Source organism: Pandoraea aquatica (assembly GCF_902459565.1).
Classification (GTDB): domain Bacteria; phylum Pseudomonadota; class Gammaproteobacteria; order Burkholderiales; family Burkholderiaceae; genus Pandoraea; species Pandoraea aquatica.
The window spans coordinates 524,635-542,172 of sequence record NZ_CABPSN010000002.1 but is presented as its reverse complement, the minus strand read 5'-3'; the positions used below and the strand labels follow the sequence as shown (position 1 = coordinate 542,172).

The following is a 17,538-nucleotide window of genomic DNA, read 5'->3' as shown; positions in this document are numbered from 1 at the left end:
GATCATACGCCGAGCTTGCGCCAGCGGTGTGTCAAAACGGCGCGTCGCCGCCGAAGTCCGGCGCGCGGCGATCCCGCAGCGACGCCAGCCCTTCGCGCACGTCCGGTCCGGAGAATCCCATGAATTCGAGCGCCAGCGACGCGTCGAACGCCGGTCCCGCACTGCGCAGCCAGTTGTTGAGGGCGTATTTCGTCCAGCGAATCGCCGTGCTGGAGCCGCGCGCGAGCTTGTCGGCCACTTCGAACGCCTTCGGCAACAGGTCCGCCTCGTCCACGGTGAGCGACACGAGTCCGATACGCTCGGCCTCCTCGCCGGTCACCGGTTCGCACAGCAGCAGGTAGTACTTCGCCTTCGCCATACCGCACAGCAGCGGCCAGACGATGGCGGCATGGTCGCCCGCCGCCACGCCCAGACGTGTATGTCCGTCGATGATGCGCGCCGTCTTCGCGGCAATCGAGATATCGGCGAGCAAGCCCGCGACCAGCCCCGCACCGACCGCCGGGCCATGCATCGCGGAGACAATGGGCTTGCTGCAATTGATCACGTTGTAGACGAGGTCGCGCGCCTCACGCCACACCCGCGCCCGCACGGCGAAGTCGTCCGCCATGTCTTCGACAAGCGACAGATCGCCGCCGCCGGAAAAGCCCTTGCCTTCGCCACGGATCACAACAGCACGCGTTTCGGGATCACGGTCGATGTCGCGCCACACGTCGGCCAGTTCCTGATGCATGCGATGGTCGGCCGTCGACAGACCGCTCTTGTTCGCCCCGGCCCCCATGATGAGTTCGAGCACGCCGTTCGGATGCCGCTTGAATTGCAGCGACTGGTAGTGTTGATACGGGTCTTGCGACATGGATTACCGCTCCAAAAAAATATCCCCGCATAGGCGGGGATGGGAAACAGCGGCACCGGACATGCCAGCGCCGCCGACGGTCAACAGGTTGATGCGGGACTCATGCGTGGCCCCGCATTCGGATGTCTTTGCAATTACGGGGCGATCACCCACTTGCCGTTGTCGATCTTGACCATCACGCGAGCGCGCTGGTCGAGGCCGAGGTGATCGGTCGGGCTCATGTTCGTGATGCCGTTCGAGACGTGGACGTCCTTGGTCGTTTCCAGCGCATCGCGCAGCGCCTTGCGGAATTCCGGCGTGCCCGGCTTGGCCGTCTTCAGCGCAATCGGAATCGCACGCTCAAGCAGAATGCCAGCGTCCCAGGCATACGAGCCGAAGGCCGCCACCTTGCCCGCGCCGTACTTGGCGTCGAACTTCTTGATGTAGTCGAGCGCGACCGCCTTGGCCGGATGGTCGTTCGGCAGCTGCGCCGCCACGAGCACCGGGCTGGCCGGCAGGTACGTGTTGTTGCAGTCCTTGCCGCACACGCGCAGGAAGTCGTTATTGCCCACGCCGTGGTTGTGATACACGAGGCCCTTGTAGCCACGCTCGGCGAGTGCCTTCGGCGGGAGCGCTGCCGGGGTACCGGCGGCACCCACGACGACGGCGTCGGGGTTGGTCGCCATGATCTTCAGGATCTGGCCGGTGACGCTCGGATCCGTGCGAGCGAAGCGCTCGCTCGCGACCATCTTGATCTTGTGCAGGCCGGCGAACTTGGCGACTTCTTCATAGAAGGCTTCGCCCAGTGCATCGCCCTGACCGATGAAGGCCATCGTCTTCACGCCATGACGGCTCGCATGCTCGGCAATCGCCGAGGCCATCTGCGCGTCGGTCTGCGGCGTCTTGAACATCCAGTAGCGCTTGGCATCGACCGGCTCGATGATGCGAGCGGACGAAGCGAGCGAGATCGTCGGCGTGGTGCCCGAGGCGATGACGTCGAGCATCGCCAGGGTGTTCGGCGTGATCGACGAGCCGATGATGGCGTCGACGTGATTTTCGGAGATGAGCTTCTTGGTGTTCTGAACGGCGGTCGTGGTGTCGGACGCGTCGTCCAGCACGATCCAGTCGACCTTCTGTCCGCCGATTTCCTTCGGCAGCATGGCGACGGTGTCGCGCGCAGGCAGGCCGAGTGAGGCCGCCGGGCCGGTGAGCGAGATGTTCACACCAATCTTGACCTGAGCGGCAGCGCCGCCGGCCAACGCCAGCAACATCGCACCCAGCAGGGCAGTGCGCACGGGGTTTCGCATGGAATTCTCCTGGTCTGGCCCGCGCTTGATTTTTAGAACACGGATGCCCCGGGACGGGCACCTCGCGCCGCGCCGGCGAAAGTAACGGCCGGTGCGCGAACCTGCCAGGCGTGCGCACCGACTCAAGGAGACAAAGAATAGCGGAGGCGGAATTCCCCGCCATATCCGGGTTCACCCTATGGACGTATCGTCCGACACCCCGTGAAGTCACGCCGGATATGGCTCGCAGCCATCTTCACTTTTCCCGTCCACGCGGTTGGCTGTACCCGCCGACTGTACCGTTCGGACTACGATTACTCGTCCAGCGGTGCCACAGACTGATCGATGGCGCCGAAGATCGTCTTGCCCTGCGCGTCGAACATCTCGATGCGCACACGGTCGCCGTAGCGCATGAATGCGGTCTCGGGTGCCCCCTTCTCGATGGTCTCCAGCATGCGCTTCTCGGCAATGCACGCGCTCCCACGGCTGCGATCCTTGTTCGAGATCGTGCCCGAACCGACGATGGTCCCGGCGCGCGCGTTACGCGTCTTGCATACGTGCGCAACCAGCTGACCGAAGTCGAACACCATGTCTTCGCCACACTCCGGTGCGCCGAACTTCTTGTCGTTCCACTTCACCGTCAGCGGACGATGCACACGACCGTCGCGCCAGGCATCACCCAGTTCGTCGGGCGTGATGGCGACCGGCGAGAACGCGCTGGCCGGCTTGCTCTGGAAGAAGCCGAAGCCCTTGGCAAGTTCGGCCGGGATCAGGTTGCGCAGGCTCACGTCGTTGACCAGCATGAGCAGACGCACGCCTTCGAGCGCGCGCGCCGGGCTCGCGCCCATCGGCACGTCCGACGTCACCACGGCGATCTCGGCTTCGAAGTCGATGCCGAAGTCTTCCGAGGCGCAGACGATGTCGTCCGTCGGCCCGATGAAGTCGTCGCTGCCGCCCTGATACATCAGAGGGTCGGTCCAGAATTCCGGCGGCATTTCAGCGCCCCGCGCCTTACGCACGAGTTCGACGTGGTTCACATACGCCGAGCCGTCGGCCCATTGATACGCGCGCGGCAACGGCGCCATGCACTCGGCCGGGTCGAACGCGAAGGTGTTGCGCGCACGGCCGTGGTTGAGTTCGGTGTACAGCGAATGCAGTTGCGGGGCGTAGAACGTCCAGTCGTCGAGCACGCGTTGCAGCGTTGGGGCGATGGCGTCGGCAATGCAGGCGGTCGACAGGTCACGCGCGACGACGATCAGTTGACCGTCGCGCGTGCCATCCTTACGGGTAGCGAGTTTCATGTGATGGCGTCTGCAGGCAGTTTCAGCAGTTTTAGCGGATTCGGACTAAGCGGATTCCAATTTGAGGCCTGGCGATTTTGGCCCGATAGAATGGCGCTTGACGCCGACGATTCTACCTGAGGGCATCGACCGGGCACGGGTCGAGCAGCGCCCCGGCAAGCGGCCATGACAACTATTCAAGAGACACATGACAGCGCCTGAACATCACAACCAGAGTGACAGCGAGATCGAGCGCGAAAGCGAGAAGGACAGCGGCAACGCAGCCCCCGACGAGGAGAAGACCCGCTCGGGCATCCAGTCCATCGAAGTGGGCTTCCGTCTGATCGAAGTCCTCACCGAAGCGTCGAATGCCATGATGCTGCGCGACCTCGCGCACGCGGCCGGCATGAACCCCGCCAAAGCGCACCGTTATCTCGTGAGCTTCCAACGGCTCGGACTCATCGTGCAGGACCCGGTCAGCGGACGTTACGACCTCGGCCCCTTCACGCTGCGCATGGGCCTCGCGCACCTCGCGCGCATCGACGCCTTCAAGGCCGCGCGCTTCGCCATGTCGGAACTGCGCGACGCCATCGATCAGACCGTGGGATTGGCCGTCTGGGGCAATCAGGGACCGACCGTGGTGCACTGGCTCGAATCGACGTTTCCGATGCGTGTGCCGCTGCGTCTGGGCGACGTGATGCCCATGCTCGAATCGGCTGCCGGTCGGCTCTTCGCCGCCTATCTGCCCGAGCGTCAGACCGCCCCGCTGATCGACGCCGCCCTCGCCGACTTGCAGCATGCGTCGCGCCATCATCTGCCCGCGACGCGCGCGGAGTACGAAGCGGTGCTCGACGATGTGCGCGCGCATCGGGCGGCACGCGTCGAAGGCACGGTCCTGCCGTCCGTCAACGCGTTCTGCATGCCGGTGTTCGACGCGACAGGGCAACTCGTGATGGGTCTCATGGCACTCGGCCCCGAGAGTCGCTTCGACGCGCGCTGGGGCGGTCCCATCGACACGGCCTTGCGCACGCTCGCCCAGAACCTTTCCGCCGACCTCGGGCACGCGCAGGCCCCCGGGGGGAAACGCTGAAAGTTGGGGGATGAACGACAGAAAACAGGGACTGTCGAACTCAGTTCATTGCAATATGAGATCCTGAGCTTCTGACGTTCCGATCGATTTCATCTCGTGTCTTTGCCGCCCGCTGGTACGCCTCCTCAAGCGACGCCCGACATGCCTGCCGCCCCCGATACGTCGGAGGCCTCGGGCATGACTGACGTCGTCGAGCACACGCCTGCCGGGCCGTCAGGCACCGGACGACCGCGCAGACGCTGGGGGCTGTGGGCCGCCGTGCTCATGGCAGTGTTCGTCGTACACATCCTCATCGCGTTTTGGGTCGCCGTCCATCGCACGAAGCTCGACGACACGCCGATCCCCAGCATTCCGATCACCCTGATCCCGCTCAAACCGGTCGCGCCCCCTGAACCGCCTGAACCGCCGCCGCCCAAACCCAAGCCGGTCGTAAAACCACGTCCGCCCGCCCCTGCGCCGCCCGACACGCTCGCCGCGCCGGTCGCCACGGATACGCCAGGCCCAGTGGCCGCGTCGGAGACGGTGGCAGGCGAAGGCAACACGCCCGGCGCGAAGGCGTCGGACGCCGCGGCCGCACCCGGTGTGCCGCTCACGGCCGCCGCGGCGAACGGCGACAAGTTCGATCCACCGCCCTCCGTCACGCTGACCTACGACGCGCTCATGAACGGCGTGCGCAACCAGACGGGACAGCTCCACTGGGTCAACGAGAACGGGCATTACACGCTGCGCGTGGCTGTGCCCATCATCTTCTTCGGCACCTTCGAGTTCATCAGCGAAGGCGGTTACGACGCGAACGGCATCGCGCCGTCCCGTTATGTGGAAAAACGCGGGCGTCGCGCGGAGTACATCACCGATTTCCATCGTGACGCCACGCCCACGCTGCACTTCTCCCGCTCGGGCCAGTCGGTGCCGCTTGCGCCCGGCGCTCAGGACCGGTTCAGCGTGATGATGCAACTGGCGAGCTACGCGCGGGGCAATCCCGAGCGCTACACTCAGGTCGGCGTGACGCACGAGTTCACCGTGGTCGACACGGATAGCAGCGAGGTGTGGCCGGTGCAGTACGTGGGTAGCGAGACGATGGCCACGCGCAACGGTTACGTCGAGACGCGCCACTTCACACGTCTGCCACGTAAGGCGGGGGACGAGCGGCGCGTGGATATCTGGCTCGCGCCATCGCTCGACTGGCTGCCGGTGCGCGTGAAGCAGACGGAGCCGTCCGGCAACGAGTTCGAGCTGATCTTCACGGAGAAGTCGGCCCCGTGAGGAAGCACTGAGTCCAAACCGGCGACACGCCTCGAACGCGTTCGACGCGCTGTATGCCGCCGTACTAAACCCCTCACGACACAGGGTTTTCCGTCTCGAAAACCGACGCAAAATTCCTTAGAATTTTGAGTGATGCAGGCGCTATGCGGGTGGGCGGCGAAGTGTTGCCCAACTACGACGAAACGGTCTGCAAAGTCCCGATGTTCCTGACATAATCAGAAGCATCCCAGTGCATCGACGCCCATCGACATCACCTCGCAACGCATCGACGAACCCAGGGGGCCGCCCATGAAAGTCAGTGCCAACGGAGCATCGATTCATTACGCGGTAGATGGCCACGGTCCGTGGCTCACGCTGGCGCACCCATTGGGTGCAGATCTCACCGTCTGGGACGATCTGGTCCCCGAACTGACGGCCCACTTCCGGGTACTCCGATACGACAGCCGTGGTCACGGCCGCAGCGATATCACGCACGGCCCGTACTCCATCGAGCAACTGGCTGCCGACGCGACCGCCCTGCTCAACTCGCTGGAGATCCCGTCGACGCATTTCGTCGGCATCTCGATGGGGGGCGCGGTGGCGCAGCAAGTGGCGCTGGACGCCCCCGAGCGCATCGCAAGCCTGACGCTGATCGATACCACGGCCGGTTACGACGATGCCGATGCCAGGACGTTTCTGGAGCGCGCAGCGACGGCTCGCGCGCACGGTATGAAGGATCTCGCGGCGGGTACGCTCGAACGCTGGCTTGGAGCGCACTTTCGCAAACATCACCCGGCACAGGCCGAGCGCATCCGCGCCCTCGTCGCGCATGCCGCCCCGGAGGGGTTTGCGGCGTCCTGCGAGGCACTCGCGGCGTTCGACGTCCGGGCGCGCCTGTCCGAGATCGACGTGCCGACGCTGGTGCTGGTCGGGGAAAACGACCCGTCGACGCCGCCCGCCGTGGCCCGCCGGATCGCCAACGGCATTGCAGGCGCGCAGTTGGCGATCGTGCCGGACGCGGCCCATCTGTCGATCGTCGAACAGAAACAGTTCGTAACGAATGCCCTTGCAACGTTTTTGCTCGGGGCCGCATCTAACGTTTGAACCCTGCAAAAAGAACGACTTGCAGGGGTGCTTGCAGGACTTGTAGCGTGACCTTTACAAAAGGAGGGCCAAAACCATTGAATTCGTCAGCCGGTGTGCCGATAAGCGAATCATGGGGCGTTGCCTCTTGAAATCGCGCCGCGTCGCCCCTATGTGGGTTACTCAGGACCATGCAGGAACACCAGGAGAGTTGCCATGCTCATGATTTACAACAGCCCGAACTACTGTGTCGTTGAGTTTGCCGCGGATAACGGCAATCACTCGCTGTCCGCCGGCGGTTATGAAATCGTGGACAAATCCGCCGGCCGCGAGATTTTCCTCGACGGCTCGCTTGCCCGGCAATTCCGTGAAGAAGTGCAGAAGTTGATCGCCAGCGAACCTTCCGAGGACGAAGTCGACGAATTCCTCGGCCAGTTCGACACCTTCATGACGAACCCGGTTGTGCTCCACTGATACCGACTCCATTCGGTAGTACCCACGAAAAACCCTCGCCATGGCGAGGGTTTTTTCATGGTGCGAGAACCCGGCACACCCCTGACGCGATGTCAGGGTTTGCCTTCCGCCCCCGTCCTCCCGCCTTCCCGGCCGGTCGATGGTCGGCGCTTCGTCCCGACTTCCTGCTCAGCACTGCTGCCACGGCAACCCGTCGAACCGCCAGCCGTTCACGGCATTGCGGTGATGCGAGGCGTCCAGATCGCCCTCGAAGCCGTGCAAGACGCCGTAGACGTTCAGGAAGCCCGCCGCTTCCAGCGCCTCGCCGGCTGCCGTGCTGCGGTTGCCGCTGCGGCAGATCAGCAGCACCGGGCGCTCACCGCCCGCCCCGGCCAGCTTGCGCACGCTCTGCACGAAGTGCGGGTTGACTTCCCAGTCCGGTCCGTCGTTCCAGGCCACGTGGATCGCCCCCACCGGGTGCCCCACGAACAGATGCTCGATTTCACTGCGGCAATCGACGAACAGCGCGTTGGCGTTGGCTTGCAGGAACTTGTGAGCGGCGCTCGGGAGCAGGAATTCCATGTCGTTGGGCAAACACTGGCAAGAAGTTGGCGGAAAAGTCGCAATAGGTCGCGGGCAAGCCGGGCAGCCCCGCCCATCAGGCGGCGGCGCGCAGCGGTGAGCGCGAAAACCATTACAATTATAGGTTTTCCGGCCACTCCAGGGCGACGTCCGTCATGACCACCGCAACCCCACCCGCCTCGATCGCACGATCAGCACTGCAATACACGCGCGGTCAGGCGCTGCCCGCGCTGCTCGAGAAACGCATCCTGATTCTGGACGGCGCCATGGGGACGATGATTCAGCAGTACAAGCTGAACGAAGCGCAGTACCGTGGCGAGCGTTTTGCCGACTTCGCGCACGACGTGAAGGGCAACAACGAGCTGCTCTCGCTCACGCGCCCGGACGTCATCAGCGAAATCCACGGCAAGTATCTGGCCGCCGGTGCCGACATCCTCGAGACGAACACCTTCGGGGCGACGACGATCGCGCAGGGCGACTACCACATGGAAGACCTGGCCGACGAGATGAACCGCGAGTCGGCACGTCTCGCCCGCGAAGCCTGCGCGGCGTACAGCACGCCGGACAAGCCTCGCTTCGCCGCCGGTGCCATCGGCCCGACGCCCAAGACCGCGAGCATCAGCCCGGACGTGAACGACCCCGGCGCGCGCAACGTCGACTTCGACCAGCTGCGCGACGCGTACTACGCACAGGCGAAGTCGCTGATGGAAGGCGGCGTGGATCTGTTCCTCGTCGAAACCATCTTCGACACGCTCAATGCCAAGGCCGCGCTCTTCGCCATCGACGAACTGTTCGAGGACACCGGCGAGATTCTGCCGATCATGATCTCCGGCACCGTGACGGACGCCTCCGGGCGCATTCTGTCCGGCCAGACGGTCGAGGCCTTCTGGAACTCGCTGCGTCACGCCCGCCCGCTCACGTTCGGCCTGAACTGCGCGCTCGGCGCGACGCTCATGCGTCCGTACATCGCCGAGCTGGCCAAGCTGTGCAACACCTACGTGTCGGTCTACCCGAACGCCGGGCTGCCCAACCCGATGAGCGACACGGGCTTCGACGAGACGCCCGACGTCACGTCCGGCCTGCTGCGGGAGTTCGCGCAGGCGGGTCTGGTGAATCTGGCGGGTGGCTGCTGCGGCACGACGCCGGAGCACATCGCCGAGATCGCGCGCGCACTGTCGGACGTCAAGCCGCGCCGCTGGCCCTCGCAGTACCGCGCTGAAGCCAGCAGCGCCATCGACGCCGACGCGAACATCTAATACAGAACGGATTGCCCCATGAGCCAAACGTCTCTCAATGCGCCGGTCCCGCCGATGCGCCTGTCCGGCCTTGAGCCTTTCAACATCGGCGAGGGCACGCTTTTCGTGAACGTCGGTGAGCGCACCAACGTCACCGGTTCGAAAGCGTTCGCGCGCATGATTCTGAACGGCCAGTTCGACGAAGCGCTCGCGGTCGCCCGCCAGCAGGTCGAGAACGGCGCGCAGGTCATCGACATCAACATGGACGAGGCCATGCTCGATTCCAAGGCCGCGATGGTTCGCTTCATGAACCTGATCGCGTCCGAGCCGGATATCGCGCGCGTGCCGATCATGATCGACTCGTCGAAGTGGGAAGTGATCGAAGCGGGTCTGAAGTGCGTGCAGGGCAAGGCCATCGTCAACTCGATCTCGCTAAAGGAAGGCCACGAAGCGTTCGTGCACCACGCGAAGCGCATTCGCCGCTACGGTGCTGCCGCCGTCGTGATGGCGTTCGACGAGCAGGGTCAGGCCGACACCTACGCCCGCAAGACAGAAATCTGCCAGCGCAGCTATCGCGTGCTGGTCGACGAAGTGGGCTTCCCGCCCGAAGACATCATCTTCGACCCGAACATCTTCGCGGTCGCGACCGGCATCGAAGAACACAACAACTACGCGGTCGACTTCATCAACGCCACACGCTGGATCAAGGAGCACCTGCCCGGTGCGAAGATCAGCGGCGGCGTGTCGAACGTCTCGTTCTCGTTCCGCGGCAACGACCTCGTGCGTGAAGCAATTCACACCGTGTTCCTGTACCACGCGATTCAGGCGGGCATGGACATGGGTATCGTGAACGCCGGTCAGCTCGGCGTGTACGAGAACCTCGATCCCGAGCTGCGCGAGCGCGTGGAAGACGTGGTGCTCAACCGTCGCGACGACAGCACCGAGCGTCTGCTGGAAATCGCCGATCGCTTCAAGGGCGGCGCGGCCAAACGCGAAGAGAATCTGGAGTGGCGCAATCAGCCGGTCGAGGCACGCCTCGCCCACGCGCTGGTGCACGGCATTACGACCTTCATCGTCGAAGACACCGAGGAAGTGCGTCAGAAGATCGCCGACGCGGGCGGTCGTCCGATTCAGGTCATCGAAGGCCCGCTCATGGACGGCATGAACGTCGTGGGCGATCTGTTCGGCGCAGGCAAGATGTTCCTGCCGCAGGTCGTGAAGAGCGCGCGCGTGATGAAGCAGGCCGTGGCGCATCTGGTGCCGTTCATCGAAGAAGAAAAGGCCCGCATGGCCGCCGCCGGCGAAGACGTCCGCTCCAAAGGCAAGATCGTGATCGCCACGGTCAAGGGCGACGTGCACGATATCGGCAAGAACATCGTCACCGTGGTGCTTCAGTGCAATAACTTCGAAGTCGTCAACATGGGGGTGATGGTGCCGTGCGCCGAAATCCTCGCGAAGGCGAAGGAGGAAGGCGCGGACATCATCGGCCTGTCGGGCCTGATCACGCCGAGCCTCGAAGAAATGGCTTACGTCGCCGCAGAAATGCAGCGCGACGATTACTTCCGTCTGCGCAACATTCCGCTGCTCATCGGCGGTGCCACGACCTCGCGCGTGCACACGGCCGTGAAGATCGCTCCGAACTACGAAGGCCCGGTGATCTACGTGCCGGACGCATCGCGCTCTGTGTCCGTGGCGTCGAACCTGCTCTCCGACGAAGCCGCTGAGCGCTATCTCGCCGACGTGAAGACGGATTACGAACGCGTGCGCCAGCAGCATGCGAACCGCAAGGCCACGCCGATGGTGTCGCTCGCGACCGCGCGCGAGAACAAGTACAAGATCGACTGGTCGAGCTACGTGCCGCCGAAGCCGAAGTTCATCGGCCGCCGCGTGTTCAAGAACTACGATCTGGCCGAGCTGGCCGAATTCATCGACTGGGGTCCGTTCTTCCAGACGTGGGATCTCGCCGGTCCGTACCCCGCGATTCTCAAGGACGAAATCGTCGGCGAGTCGGCAACACGCGTGTTCGCCGATGGTAAAGAGATGCTCGATCGCCTGATCAAGGGCCGCTGGCTGACCGCCAACGGTGTGATCGCGATGCTGCCCGCAAACGTCGTGAACGACGACGACATCGAGATCTACACGGACGAGTCACGCTCGGAAGTGGCGTTCACGTGGCACAACCTGCGTCAGCAGACGGAACGTCCGGTGGTCGACGGCGTGCGTCGTCCGAACCGCTCGCTCGCCGACTTCGTCGCCCCGAAGGACAGCGGCGTAGCCGACTACATCGGTGTGTTTGCCGTGACGGCGGGCCTCGGTGTGGACGCCAAGGAAGCCGGTTTCCTCGCCACGCACGACGACTACAGCGCGATCATGCTCAAGGCGCTGGCCGACCGTCTGGCCGAAGCGTTCGCCGAATGCATGCACGCGCGTGTGCGCCGCGACTTCTGGGGCTACGTGAGCGACGAACAGCTCGACAACGATGCGCTCATCAAGGAACAGTACGTCGGCATTCGCCCTGCACCGGGCTATCCGGCCTGCCCCGAGCACTCGGTCAAGGGTCCGATGTTCCACTATCTGCAAGCGCATGAAATCGGCATGAGCGTGACGGAATCGCTCGCCATGCTGCCTGCGGCCAGCGTCTCGGGCTTCTATCTGTCGCATCCGGACAGCACGTACTTCAGCGTCGGCAAGATCAGCCCCGATCAGGTCGAGGACTTCATGGAGCGTACCGGTGTGGACGAAGCGACGGCGCGACGCCTGCTGGCACCGCAACTGTCGTAACAACGTTGTCATAAAGACCGGCCATCGTCGAACGAGACGTCCGATGGCCGGTCCTGCCGCCGCCCGTCCTGCCGTCCCCGTCCCACCAGCCGTACCTACCCATGTTTCGCCATGCGATATCCGAACGCCGTTCCGGCGGGATGACTTCCGTCCGTCAGAACCCGATGCCATAATGCGGCGGCGCAACATGCCCGCCTGGCCCGTTGCATCCGCCCATGTCAGCCGCCTCAAGTCGAGACGTTCCATGCAAGCACTGCACAGCATCCAGAATTTTCAGCTCCTCCCGCTGCTCAACACGCTCATCTCGCTGTTCGTCGCGTTCGTGCTCGGCACGATCATCGGCGTGGAACGGCAAGTGCGCCAACGCACGGCGGGTTTGCGTACCAACGTGCTCGTGGCCGTCGGTGCGGCGGCCTTCGTCGATCTGTCGATGCGGCTCATGCCGGGCGACACGCGTGTGATTGCGTACGTGGTGTCGGGCGTCGGCTTCCTCGGCGCGGGCGCGATCATGAAGGACGGCGCATCGGTGCGCGGCCTGAACACCGCCGCCACGCTGTGGGGCTCGGCCGCCGTGGGGGCCGCAGCCGGGGCGAGTCTGATCGTCGAAGCGGTCGTCGTGGCGTTCTTCGTGTTGGCCGCCAATACGTTGCTGCGCCCCGTCGTGAACCGCATCAACCGCGCGCCGATCAACGAGGCGACGTCGGAAGCCTCGTATGCGTTGTCCGTCATCTGCGCCCGCACTACGCAGCGTGAAGTGCTCGACAAGGTGGAGGCGTGGCTCGAAGCGTCGAACTATCCGGTGCGCGCGCTCGACATCCATCCGTTCGGCGAAGCGGAAGTCGAAATCGAAGCGCTGCTGCTGCCGACGGCCGTCAAAGCGGGCGAACTCGATGCGCTCACCGACCATCTCGAAACGCTGCCGGGCGTGAATCAGGTGTTCTGGTCAAGCCGTTCGGATGACTAACTAACAAGTGAATTCGATGGGCCGTTTCCCGTGCATATGCGTGGGAAATCGCCTAGGAAAAAGCCGAATTACATTCAATTACAAACCCTTACAGCACCGCACGTCGCAGCTTCTTAGACTGGAATCTCACTAACGCAAGTGATGCCTGCACGAAAGACGTTCCTACCCAGTGCAGCGCAAAGCAAAGGAGTCCATCTGATGAAGAAGCTGATTATTTCGGTTGCTGCCCTGACCCTCGCCGGTGCTTCGGCACTGAGTTTCGCTCAAGGCTCTGCGGGCGGTGGCGCAGCCGGCCCTGGCGGCGGCACGACGACGGACCCGTCGGCAACGATGCCTAGCCAGGCCAACCCGAACGCACGTCAGTCGGCCCCGACGCCGGGCGCACAAACGATGACGCCGTCGGACCCGCATCCGAATTCGAAGGCGCAGCATCCGCGTCACAGCACCAAGAAGACGCCGAATAATGGCAACACCGGCAACGGTGCGACGAATGCCCCGGATAACGCACCGGGCAAGGCTCAGTAAGCGGGAGAAGGTCCGCAATCACGTCGAGCGCTGATGTCGTCGTTCAAACGTCGCATCGCCCGGACCGGCACCCGCGCCGCCACTGCTCAGGCCCTCGCGGCCTGATTCAAACCCCTCGCCCGGGGGCGGCCCGGTCCGACAGTTTCGACAACGCATAAAAAAAGCAGGCCCGCGATTCGCGGCCTGCTTTTTTCGTGTTCGGCGCAGGCATCCTACCTGCACCCCGAACACCCGGTGACGCCAGACGATTATCTGGCGCTCACTTCCCACATCACTGCACCACCTTCCGCGTTCGCTTCCTTGAGCATGTTCAGCAGCGGGTAGGCGCGTTGCGAGAGACGCAGACGGTTGTCCTCGTCTCGATCCTCCGACTTCTTGCCCTCGCTTTCTTTGTCGGCTGCGGCTTTATCTTCCGCTATCGCAGCTTCCAGCTTGGCGATGGCATCGCCTGTTTCGTCCGATCCGATTGCGCCGCGTTCGCCGAGCTTCTTGCCGACGATACCCAGCAGCAACTGCGCGAGATTCTCGAGCATGTTGATCGTGGGCGATGCGTGCGCCTTAAACGTTACCAGCATGGTTGGCTCCCTATTCGAGTTATCACCACCGCCGTCCCGTACCTCCACGGCCTGTCGTCTGCCTGATGGCCGCGTGGCGTTTGCGTGGCACCTGAGTGTGACCTGAGTGAGCCTGTTACGCAATGAGGGGTACCGGCGGGCACCGTGACTTCATCATACACCTGTTAAAATCCGGTGCTGACGATTCAATTGCCTGTCCGGACGCGTCCGGACGCACCCGAAACACCCGCCAATGCTACCCGCACAAAAGAATGCTCTCGTCGCGCTGATCGGCGACGTCGTCGCCGGTTTGATGCCCGCGGACGGCACCGCGCCTGCCGCGCCCGTCATCCTGCTCGAACGCCCCAAAGTGGCCGCCCACGGCGATCTGGCCTGTAACGTGGCCATGCAGCTCGCCAAGCCGTTGCGCGCCAACCCGCGCGAACTGGCCCAGAAGATTGCCGACGCGATCCTCGCCGACGCCCGCGCCAAGGGCCTCGTCGACGCCGTCGAAATCGCCGGCCCCGGCTTCATCAACTTGCGTCTGGCCAATGCCACCAAGCAATCGGTCGCGCGCGCGATCCTGACCGAAGGCGCTGCCTTCGGCCGTCGCGCCGCCAGCAACGAAGCCGCCCCGGTGCTCGTCGAGTTCGTCTCGGCCAACCCGACCGGCCCGCTGCACGTGGGTCACGGCCGTCAGGCCGCGCTCGGCGACACGATCTCAGCGCTGCTCGGTACGCAAGGCCGTCCGGTGCATCGCGAGTTCTACTACAACGACGCCGGCGTGCAGATCCAGACGCTCGCCACTTCGGTGCAGGCACGCGCCCGTGGCTTCAAGCCGGGTGACGCCGAATGGCCGGAGTCGGCCTACAACGGCGACTACATCGGCGACATCGCGCAGGATTTCCTCGCCGGCAAGACGGTGCAGGCTTCCGACGGCGCGCCCGTCACGGGCAGCGGCAGTGTCGAAGACATCGACTCGATCCGCGCCTTCGCCGTGGCCTATCTGCGCCGCGAGCAGGACATCGATCTGCAAACGTTCGGCGTCATCTTCGATCAGTACTACCTCGAATCGTCCCTGTACGCCGACGGCAGCGTCGAGCGCACCGTGCAGGCACTCATCGACGCCGGCGTCACGTACGAACAGGAAGGCGCGCTGTGGCTGCGCACGACCGACTACGGCGACGACAAGGACCGCGTGATGCGCAAGACCGACGGCACGTACACGTATTTCGTGCCGGACGTCGCGTATCACACGCGCAAGTGGGACCGTGGCTTCCATCAGGTCATCAACGTGCAGGGCTCGGACCACCACGGCACCATCGCGCGCGTACGCGCCGGTCTGCAAGCGCTGGGCATCGGCATTCCGAAGGGCTACCCCGACTACGTGCTGCACAAGATGGTCACCGTCATGCGCAATGGCGAAGAGGTGAAGATCTCCAAGCGCGCAGGCAGCTACGTGACGGTGCGCGATCTGATCGAATGGTCGGGCGGCATTACGGCGGAAACGCCGGTGACGGACCCCGCCGAGCGTGAAGACGCCCTGCGCCGTGGCCGCGACGCCGTGCGATTTTTCCTAATTTCGCGCAAAGCCGACACGGAATTCGTGTTCGACGTGGATCTCGCGCTCAAGCAGAACGACGAAAACCCGGTGTATTACGTGCAGTACGCCCACGCGCGCATCTGCTCGATCCTCACGCAGTGGGCCGGTGACGAAGCCTCGCTCGCGAACACCGACCTCGCGCCGCTCGACAGCGAACGCGCGCTCGCGCTGCTGCAACTGCTGGCCGAGTACCCGGACATGCTCACGCGTGCCGCCGAGGAACTTGCGCCGCACGCCGTGGCCTTCTATCTGCGGGATCTGGCCGGCGCGTTCCACTCCTTCTACAACTCGGATCGCGTGCTGGTCGACGACGAGACCGTGAAGCATGCGCGTCTGGCGCTGCTCGCGGCGACGCGTCAGGTGCTGCGCAACGGGCTTGCCGTGCTGGGCGTGTCGGCCCCGGCCAAGATGTAAGTTATCCAACCACTCCGAACGGCAAACGCATCGGAACTCTGTAAGGACGGAATCGACTCGATGGCAAACACACGTCGACCCCCCCGCCAGCGGGGCGGTACTTTTCTGGGCATCGTGCTCGGCCTGATCGTTGGGCTGGCCGTTGCCGTCGTCGTCGCGCTCTACATTACGAAGACGCCAACCCCGTTCGTCGAAAAGACGCCGCCGCGTCCTGCCGACAACTCGCCGGCCGCGCAGGCACCGGACCCGAACAAGTCGCTCCAGCCGCGCACGCCGCTGCCGGGTGCCGCGTCGGGGACCACCGCGCCGGAAACGCCTTCGGCAGCCGAAACGTCACCGCTCGTGCCGGGTAACCCGGCCACGCCGGTGACGCCGCCGGCCGCCTCCGCACCGACGGCCCCGGCCACGCCCGCGCAGAAGCCCTCGCCGGCCGACATCCTCAACGGCAAGTCGACGGTGCCGGTCGCGCCGCCGACCACGCCGCCCGCGAGCGCCACGGATAACGCCAGCACGGGTTACTACCTGCAAGTCGGCGCGTTCAAGTCGCAGACGGACGCCGAGCAACTGCGCGCCAAGCTGGCCCTCTCGGGCTTCGAAGCGAAGGTCACGCAGCGCGACGCCAACGGTCTCACGCTCTACCGCGTGCGCCTCGGCCCGTACGGCAAGCTCGACGAAATGAATCACGTGCGTCAACGCCTGCAGGATGGCGGGTACGACACGGCAGTGATACGCTTCACGAAGCAATGAACGCGAAAGGCGTTGCCCCACAAAGGCAACGCCTTTTGTTTCACTGACGAGACGTTGAACCCGGCGAAACATCGCCGGTCATACGCACTAGCTAATTTGGCTGAATCCGGGATATGGTTTTGCTGGCGCGCCGCTCACCGATGATGGATAACCCGGCGCGTTAGTCTCACTCCTATACAAAGATCATGAAAAAACTTCTTGGTGCCGTTCTGATTTCTTTCGGTTTCCTCTCGGGTGTCGCCTCGGCGTCGCCTGAAGCACCGGTCTCGGGGACCGACTATCTGACGATTCCGCAGCAGCCGCTGTCGGCAGGTCCGGGCAAGATCGAAGTGACCGAGTTCTTCTGGTATGGCTGCCCGCATTGCAATGCGCTGGAGCCGTCGCTGGAAAAGTGGGTGAAGGCCCAGGGCAAGGACGTCGTGTTCAAGCGCGTGCCGGTTGCCTTCCAGAGCCGCTTCGAGCCGCATACGCGTATGTATCTCGCGCTCGCCGCCATGGGTAAGGATGCCGAACTCACGCCGAAGGTCTTTAATGCGATCCACGTCCAGCACAACTACCTGCTGACCAAAGAAACGCAAGCAGACTTTCTTGCAACGCTGGGCGTCGACAAGCAAAAGTACCTCGACACTTACAGCAGCTTTGGCGTCGACAACGGTGTGAAGACGGCCAACAAGACCTGGCAGGACTACAAGATCGACGGCGTGCCGACGATCGCCATCCAGGGCAAGTACCTCGTCTCCCCGGCCACGTCGGGCGACGCGCTGCAAAAGCAGGGCAAGCCGGCGACGACCGAGCAGCAGACGTTCGATGCGGCGCTCAAGACGGCCGACTCGATCATCAACCAGATCCGCGCGAAGAAGATGTAAG

Annotated in this window: 16 protein-coding genes; 11 read left to right on the top strand and 5 right to left on the bottom strand. The window is 64.1% G+C overall.

What is annotated here, in order from left to right:
* Positions 1-31: 31 nt before the first annotated feature.
* The 3 genes from PAQ31011_RS07960 to PAQ31011_RS07950 form a co-directional block, all read right to left on the bottom strand.
* Positions 32-853, bottom strand: a complete 822-nt coding sequence (locus PAQ31011_RS07960; RefSeq protein ID WP_150575308.1) for an enoyl-CoA hydratase/isomerase family protein — start codon at positions 851-853, stop codon at positions 32-34.
* Positions 854-987: 134 nt separating this feature from the next.
* Complete coding sequence (locus PAQ31011_RS07955) at positions 988-2,139, bottom strand: ABC transporter substrate-binding protein (protein ID WP_150575307.1); 1,152 nt, start codon at positions 2,137-2,139, stop codon at positions 988-990.
* A 293-nt stretch (positions 2,140-2,432) separates the two neighbouring features.
* Positions 2,433-3,419: a fumarylacetoacetate hydrolase family protein gene (locus PAQ31011_RS07950; RefSeq protein ID WP_150575306.1), complete on the bottom strand. Its 987-nt coding sequence runs from the start codon at positions 3,417-3,419 to the stop codon at positions 2,433-2,435.
* 187 nt (positions 3,420-3,606) lie between these two features.
* Between PAQ31011_RS07950 and PAQ31011_RS07945 the strand changes: the two genes are divergently transcribed.
* The 4 genes from PAQ31011_RS07945 to PAQ31011_RS07930 all read left to right on the top strand — a co-directional run bounded on the left by PAQ31011_RS07945 (position 3,607) and on the right by PAQ31011_RS07930 (position 7,287).
* A complete protein-coding gene (locus tag PAQ31011_RS07945) occupies positions 3,607-4,488 on the top strand; it encodes an IclR family transcriptional regulator (RefSeq protein WP_150575305.1) in 882 nt (293 codons plus the stop codon).
* 177 nt (positions 4,489-4,665) lie between these two features.
* Positions 4,666-5,751 (top strand): DUF3108 domain-containing protein, encoded by a 1,086-nt coding sequence (locus tag PAQ31011_RS07940; RefSeq protein WP_150575304.1) that lies wholly within the window; start codon positions 4,666-4,668, stop codon positions 5,749-5,751.
* Positions 5,752-6,039: 288 nt separating this feature from the next.
* A complete protein-coding gene (gene pcaD / locus PAQ31011_RS07935) occupies positions 6,040-6,834 on the top strand; it encodes a 3-oxoadipate enol-lactonase (protein ID WP_150575303.1) in 795 nt (264 codons plus the stop codon).
* Between the two features lie 195 nt (positions 6,835-7,029).
* Entirely contained in the window at positions 7,030-7,287 is a 258-nt protein-coding gene (locus PAQ31011_RS07930; protein ID WP_039395232.1) for a BTH_I0359 family protein, read from the top strand.
* Between the two features lie 168 nt (positions 7,288-7,455).
* Here PAQ31011_RS07930 and PAQ31011_RS07925 read toward each other — a convergent pair whose 3' ends face one another.
* Entirely contained in the window at positions 7,456-7,848 is a 393-nt protein-coding gene (locus PAQ31011_RS07925) for a rhodanese-like domain-containing protein (protein ID WP_150575302.1), read from the bottom strand.
* Positions 7,849-8,003: 155 nt separating this feature from the next.
* Between PAQ31011_RS07925 and PAQ31011_RS07920 the strand changes: the two genes are divergently transcribed.
* The 4 genes from PAQ31011_RS07920 to PAQ31011_RS07905 all read left to right on the top strand — a co-directional run bounded on the left by PAQ31011_RS07920 (position 8,004) and on the right by PAQ31011_RS07905 (position 13,353).
* The gene (locus PAQ31011_RS07920; RefSeq protein ID WP_150575301.1) at positions 8,004-9,104 is read left to right on the top strand and encodes a homocysteine S-methyltransferase family protein; all 1,101 of its coding nucleotides are present in this window, start codon (positions 8,004-8,006) and stop codon (positions 9,102-9,104) included.
* 54 nt (positions 9,105-9,158) lie between these two features.
* Positions 9,159-11,864 (top strand): methionine synthase, encoded by a 2,706-nt coding sequence (gene metH, locus PAQ31011_RS07915; protein ID WP_150575808.1) that lies wholly within the window; start codon positions 9,159-9,161, stop codon positions 11,862-11,864.
* A gap of 253 nt (positions 11,865-12,117) precedes the next feature.
* Positions 12,118-12,828: an MgtC/SapB family protein gene (locus tag PAQ31011_RS07910; RefSeq protein WP_150575807.1), complete on the top strand. Its 711-nt coding sequence runs from the start codon at positions 12,118-12,120 to the stop codon at positions 12,826-12,828.
* Positions 12,829-13,026: 198 nt separating this feature from the next.
* Positions 13,027-13,353: a hypothetical protein gene (locus tag PAQ31011_RS07905; RefSeq protein WP_150575300.1), complete on the top strand. Its 327-nt coding sequence runs from the start codon at positions 13,027-13,029 to the stop codon at positions 13,351-13,353.
* Between the two features lie 248 nt (positions 13,354-13,601).
* On the opposite strand, the gene PAQ31011_RS07900 is transcribed toward PAQ31011_RS07905, so the two are convergent.
* The gene (locus tag PAQ31011_RS07900) at positions 13,602-13,928 is read right to left on the bottom strand and encodes a DUF1840 domain-containing protein (protein WP_150575299.1); all 327 of its coding nucleotides are present in this window, start codon (positions 13,926-13,928) and stop codon (positions 13,602-13,604) included.
* Between the two features lie 232 nt (positions 13,929-14,160).
* Between PAQ31011_RS07900 and argS the strand changes: the two genes are divergently transcribed.
* From argS to PAQ31011_RS07885, 3 genes are all read left to right on the top strand, one after another.
* Positions 14,161-15,924, top strand: a complete 1,764-nt coding sequence (gene argS / locus PAQ31011_RS07895) for an arginine--tRNA ligase (RefSeq protein WP_150575298.1) — start codon at positions 14,161-14,163, stop codon at positions 15,922-15,924.
* 60 nt (positions 15,925-15,984) lie between these two features.
* The gene (locus PAQ31011_RS07890) at positions 15,985-16,671 is read left to right on the top strand and encodes an SPOR domain-containing protein (protein WP_150575297.1); all 687 of its coding nucleotides are present in this window, start codon (positions 15,985-15,987) and stop codon (positions 16,669-16,671) included.
* Positions 16,672-16,856: 185 nt separating this feature from the next.
* Positions 16,857-17,537: a thiol:disulfide interchange protein DsbA/DsbL gene (locus tag PAQ31011_RS07885; RefSeq protein WP_150575296.1), complete on the top strand. Its 681-nt coding sequence runs from the start codon at positions 16,857-16,859 to the stop codon at positions 17,535-17,537.
* The last annotated feature ends 1 nt before the right edge of the window (position 17,538 follow it).

Coding starts and splice junctions, on each gene's coding strand:
- PAQ31011_RS07920 (WP_150575301.1), top strand. CDS start 8,004: ATGACCACCGCAACCCCACCCGCCTCGATCGCACGATCAGCACTGCAA.
- PAQ31011_RS07940 (WP_150575304.1), top strand. CDS start 4,666: ATGACTGACGTCGTCGAGCACACGCCTGCCGGGCCGTCAGGCACCGGA.
- PAQ31011_RS07905 (WP_150575300.1), top strand. CDS start 13,027: ATGAAGAAGCTGATTATTTCGGTTGCTGCCCTGACCCTCGCCGGTGCT.
- PAQ31011_RS07900 (WP_150575299.1), bottom strand. CDS start 13,928: ATGCTGGTAACGTTTAAGGCGCACGCATCGCCCACGATCAACATGCTC.
- PAQ31011_RS07945 (WP_150575305.1), top strand. CDS start 3,607: ATGACAGCGCCTGAACATCACAACCAGAGTGACAGCGAGATCGAGCGC.
- PAQ31011_RS07925 (WP_150575302.1), bottom strand. CDS start 7,848: ATGGAATTCCTGCTCCCGAGCGCCGCTCACAAGTTCCTGCAAGCCAAC.
- PAQ31011_RS07960 (WP_150575308.1), bottom strand. CDS start 853: ATGTCGCAAGACCCGTATCAACACTACCAGTCGCTGCAATTCAAGCGG.
- pcaD (WP_150575303.1), top strand. CDS start 6,040: ATGAAAGTCAGTGCCAACGGAGCATCGATTCATTACGCGGTAGATGGC.
- PAQ31011_RS07890 (WP_150575297.1), top strand. CDS start 15,985: ATGGCAAACACACGTCGACCCCCCCGCCAGCGGGGCGGTACTTTTCTG.
- PAQ31011_RS07950 (WP_150575306.1), bottom strand. CDS start 3,419: ATGAAACTCGCTACCCGTAAGGATGGCACGCGCGACGGTCAACTGATC.
- PAQ31011_RS07930 (WP_039395232.1), top strand. CDS start 7,030: ATGCTCATGATTTACAACAGCCCGAACTACTGTGTCGTTGAGTTTGCC.
- metH (WP_150575808.1), top strand. CDS start 9,159: ATGCGCCTGTCCGGCCTTGAGCCTTTCAACATCGGCGAGGGCACGCTT.
- argS (WP_150575298.1), top strand. CDS start 14,161: ATGCTACCCGCACAAAAGAATGCTCTCGTCGCGCTGATCGGCGACGTC.
- PAQ31011_RS07885 (WP_150575296.1), top strand. CDS start 16,857: ATGAAAAAACTTCTTGGTGCCGTTCTGATTTCTTTCGGTTTCCTCTCG.
- PAQ31011_RS07955 (WP_150575307.1), bottom strand. CDS start 2,139: ATGCGAAACCCCGTGCGCACTGCCCTGCTGGGTGCGATGTTGCTGGCG.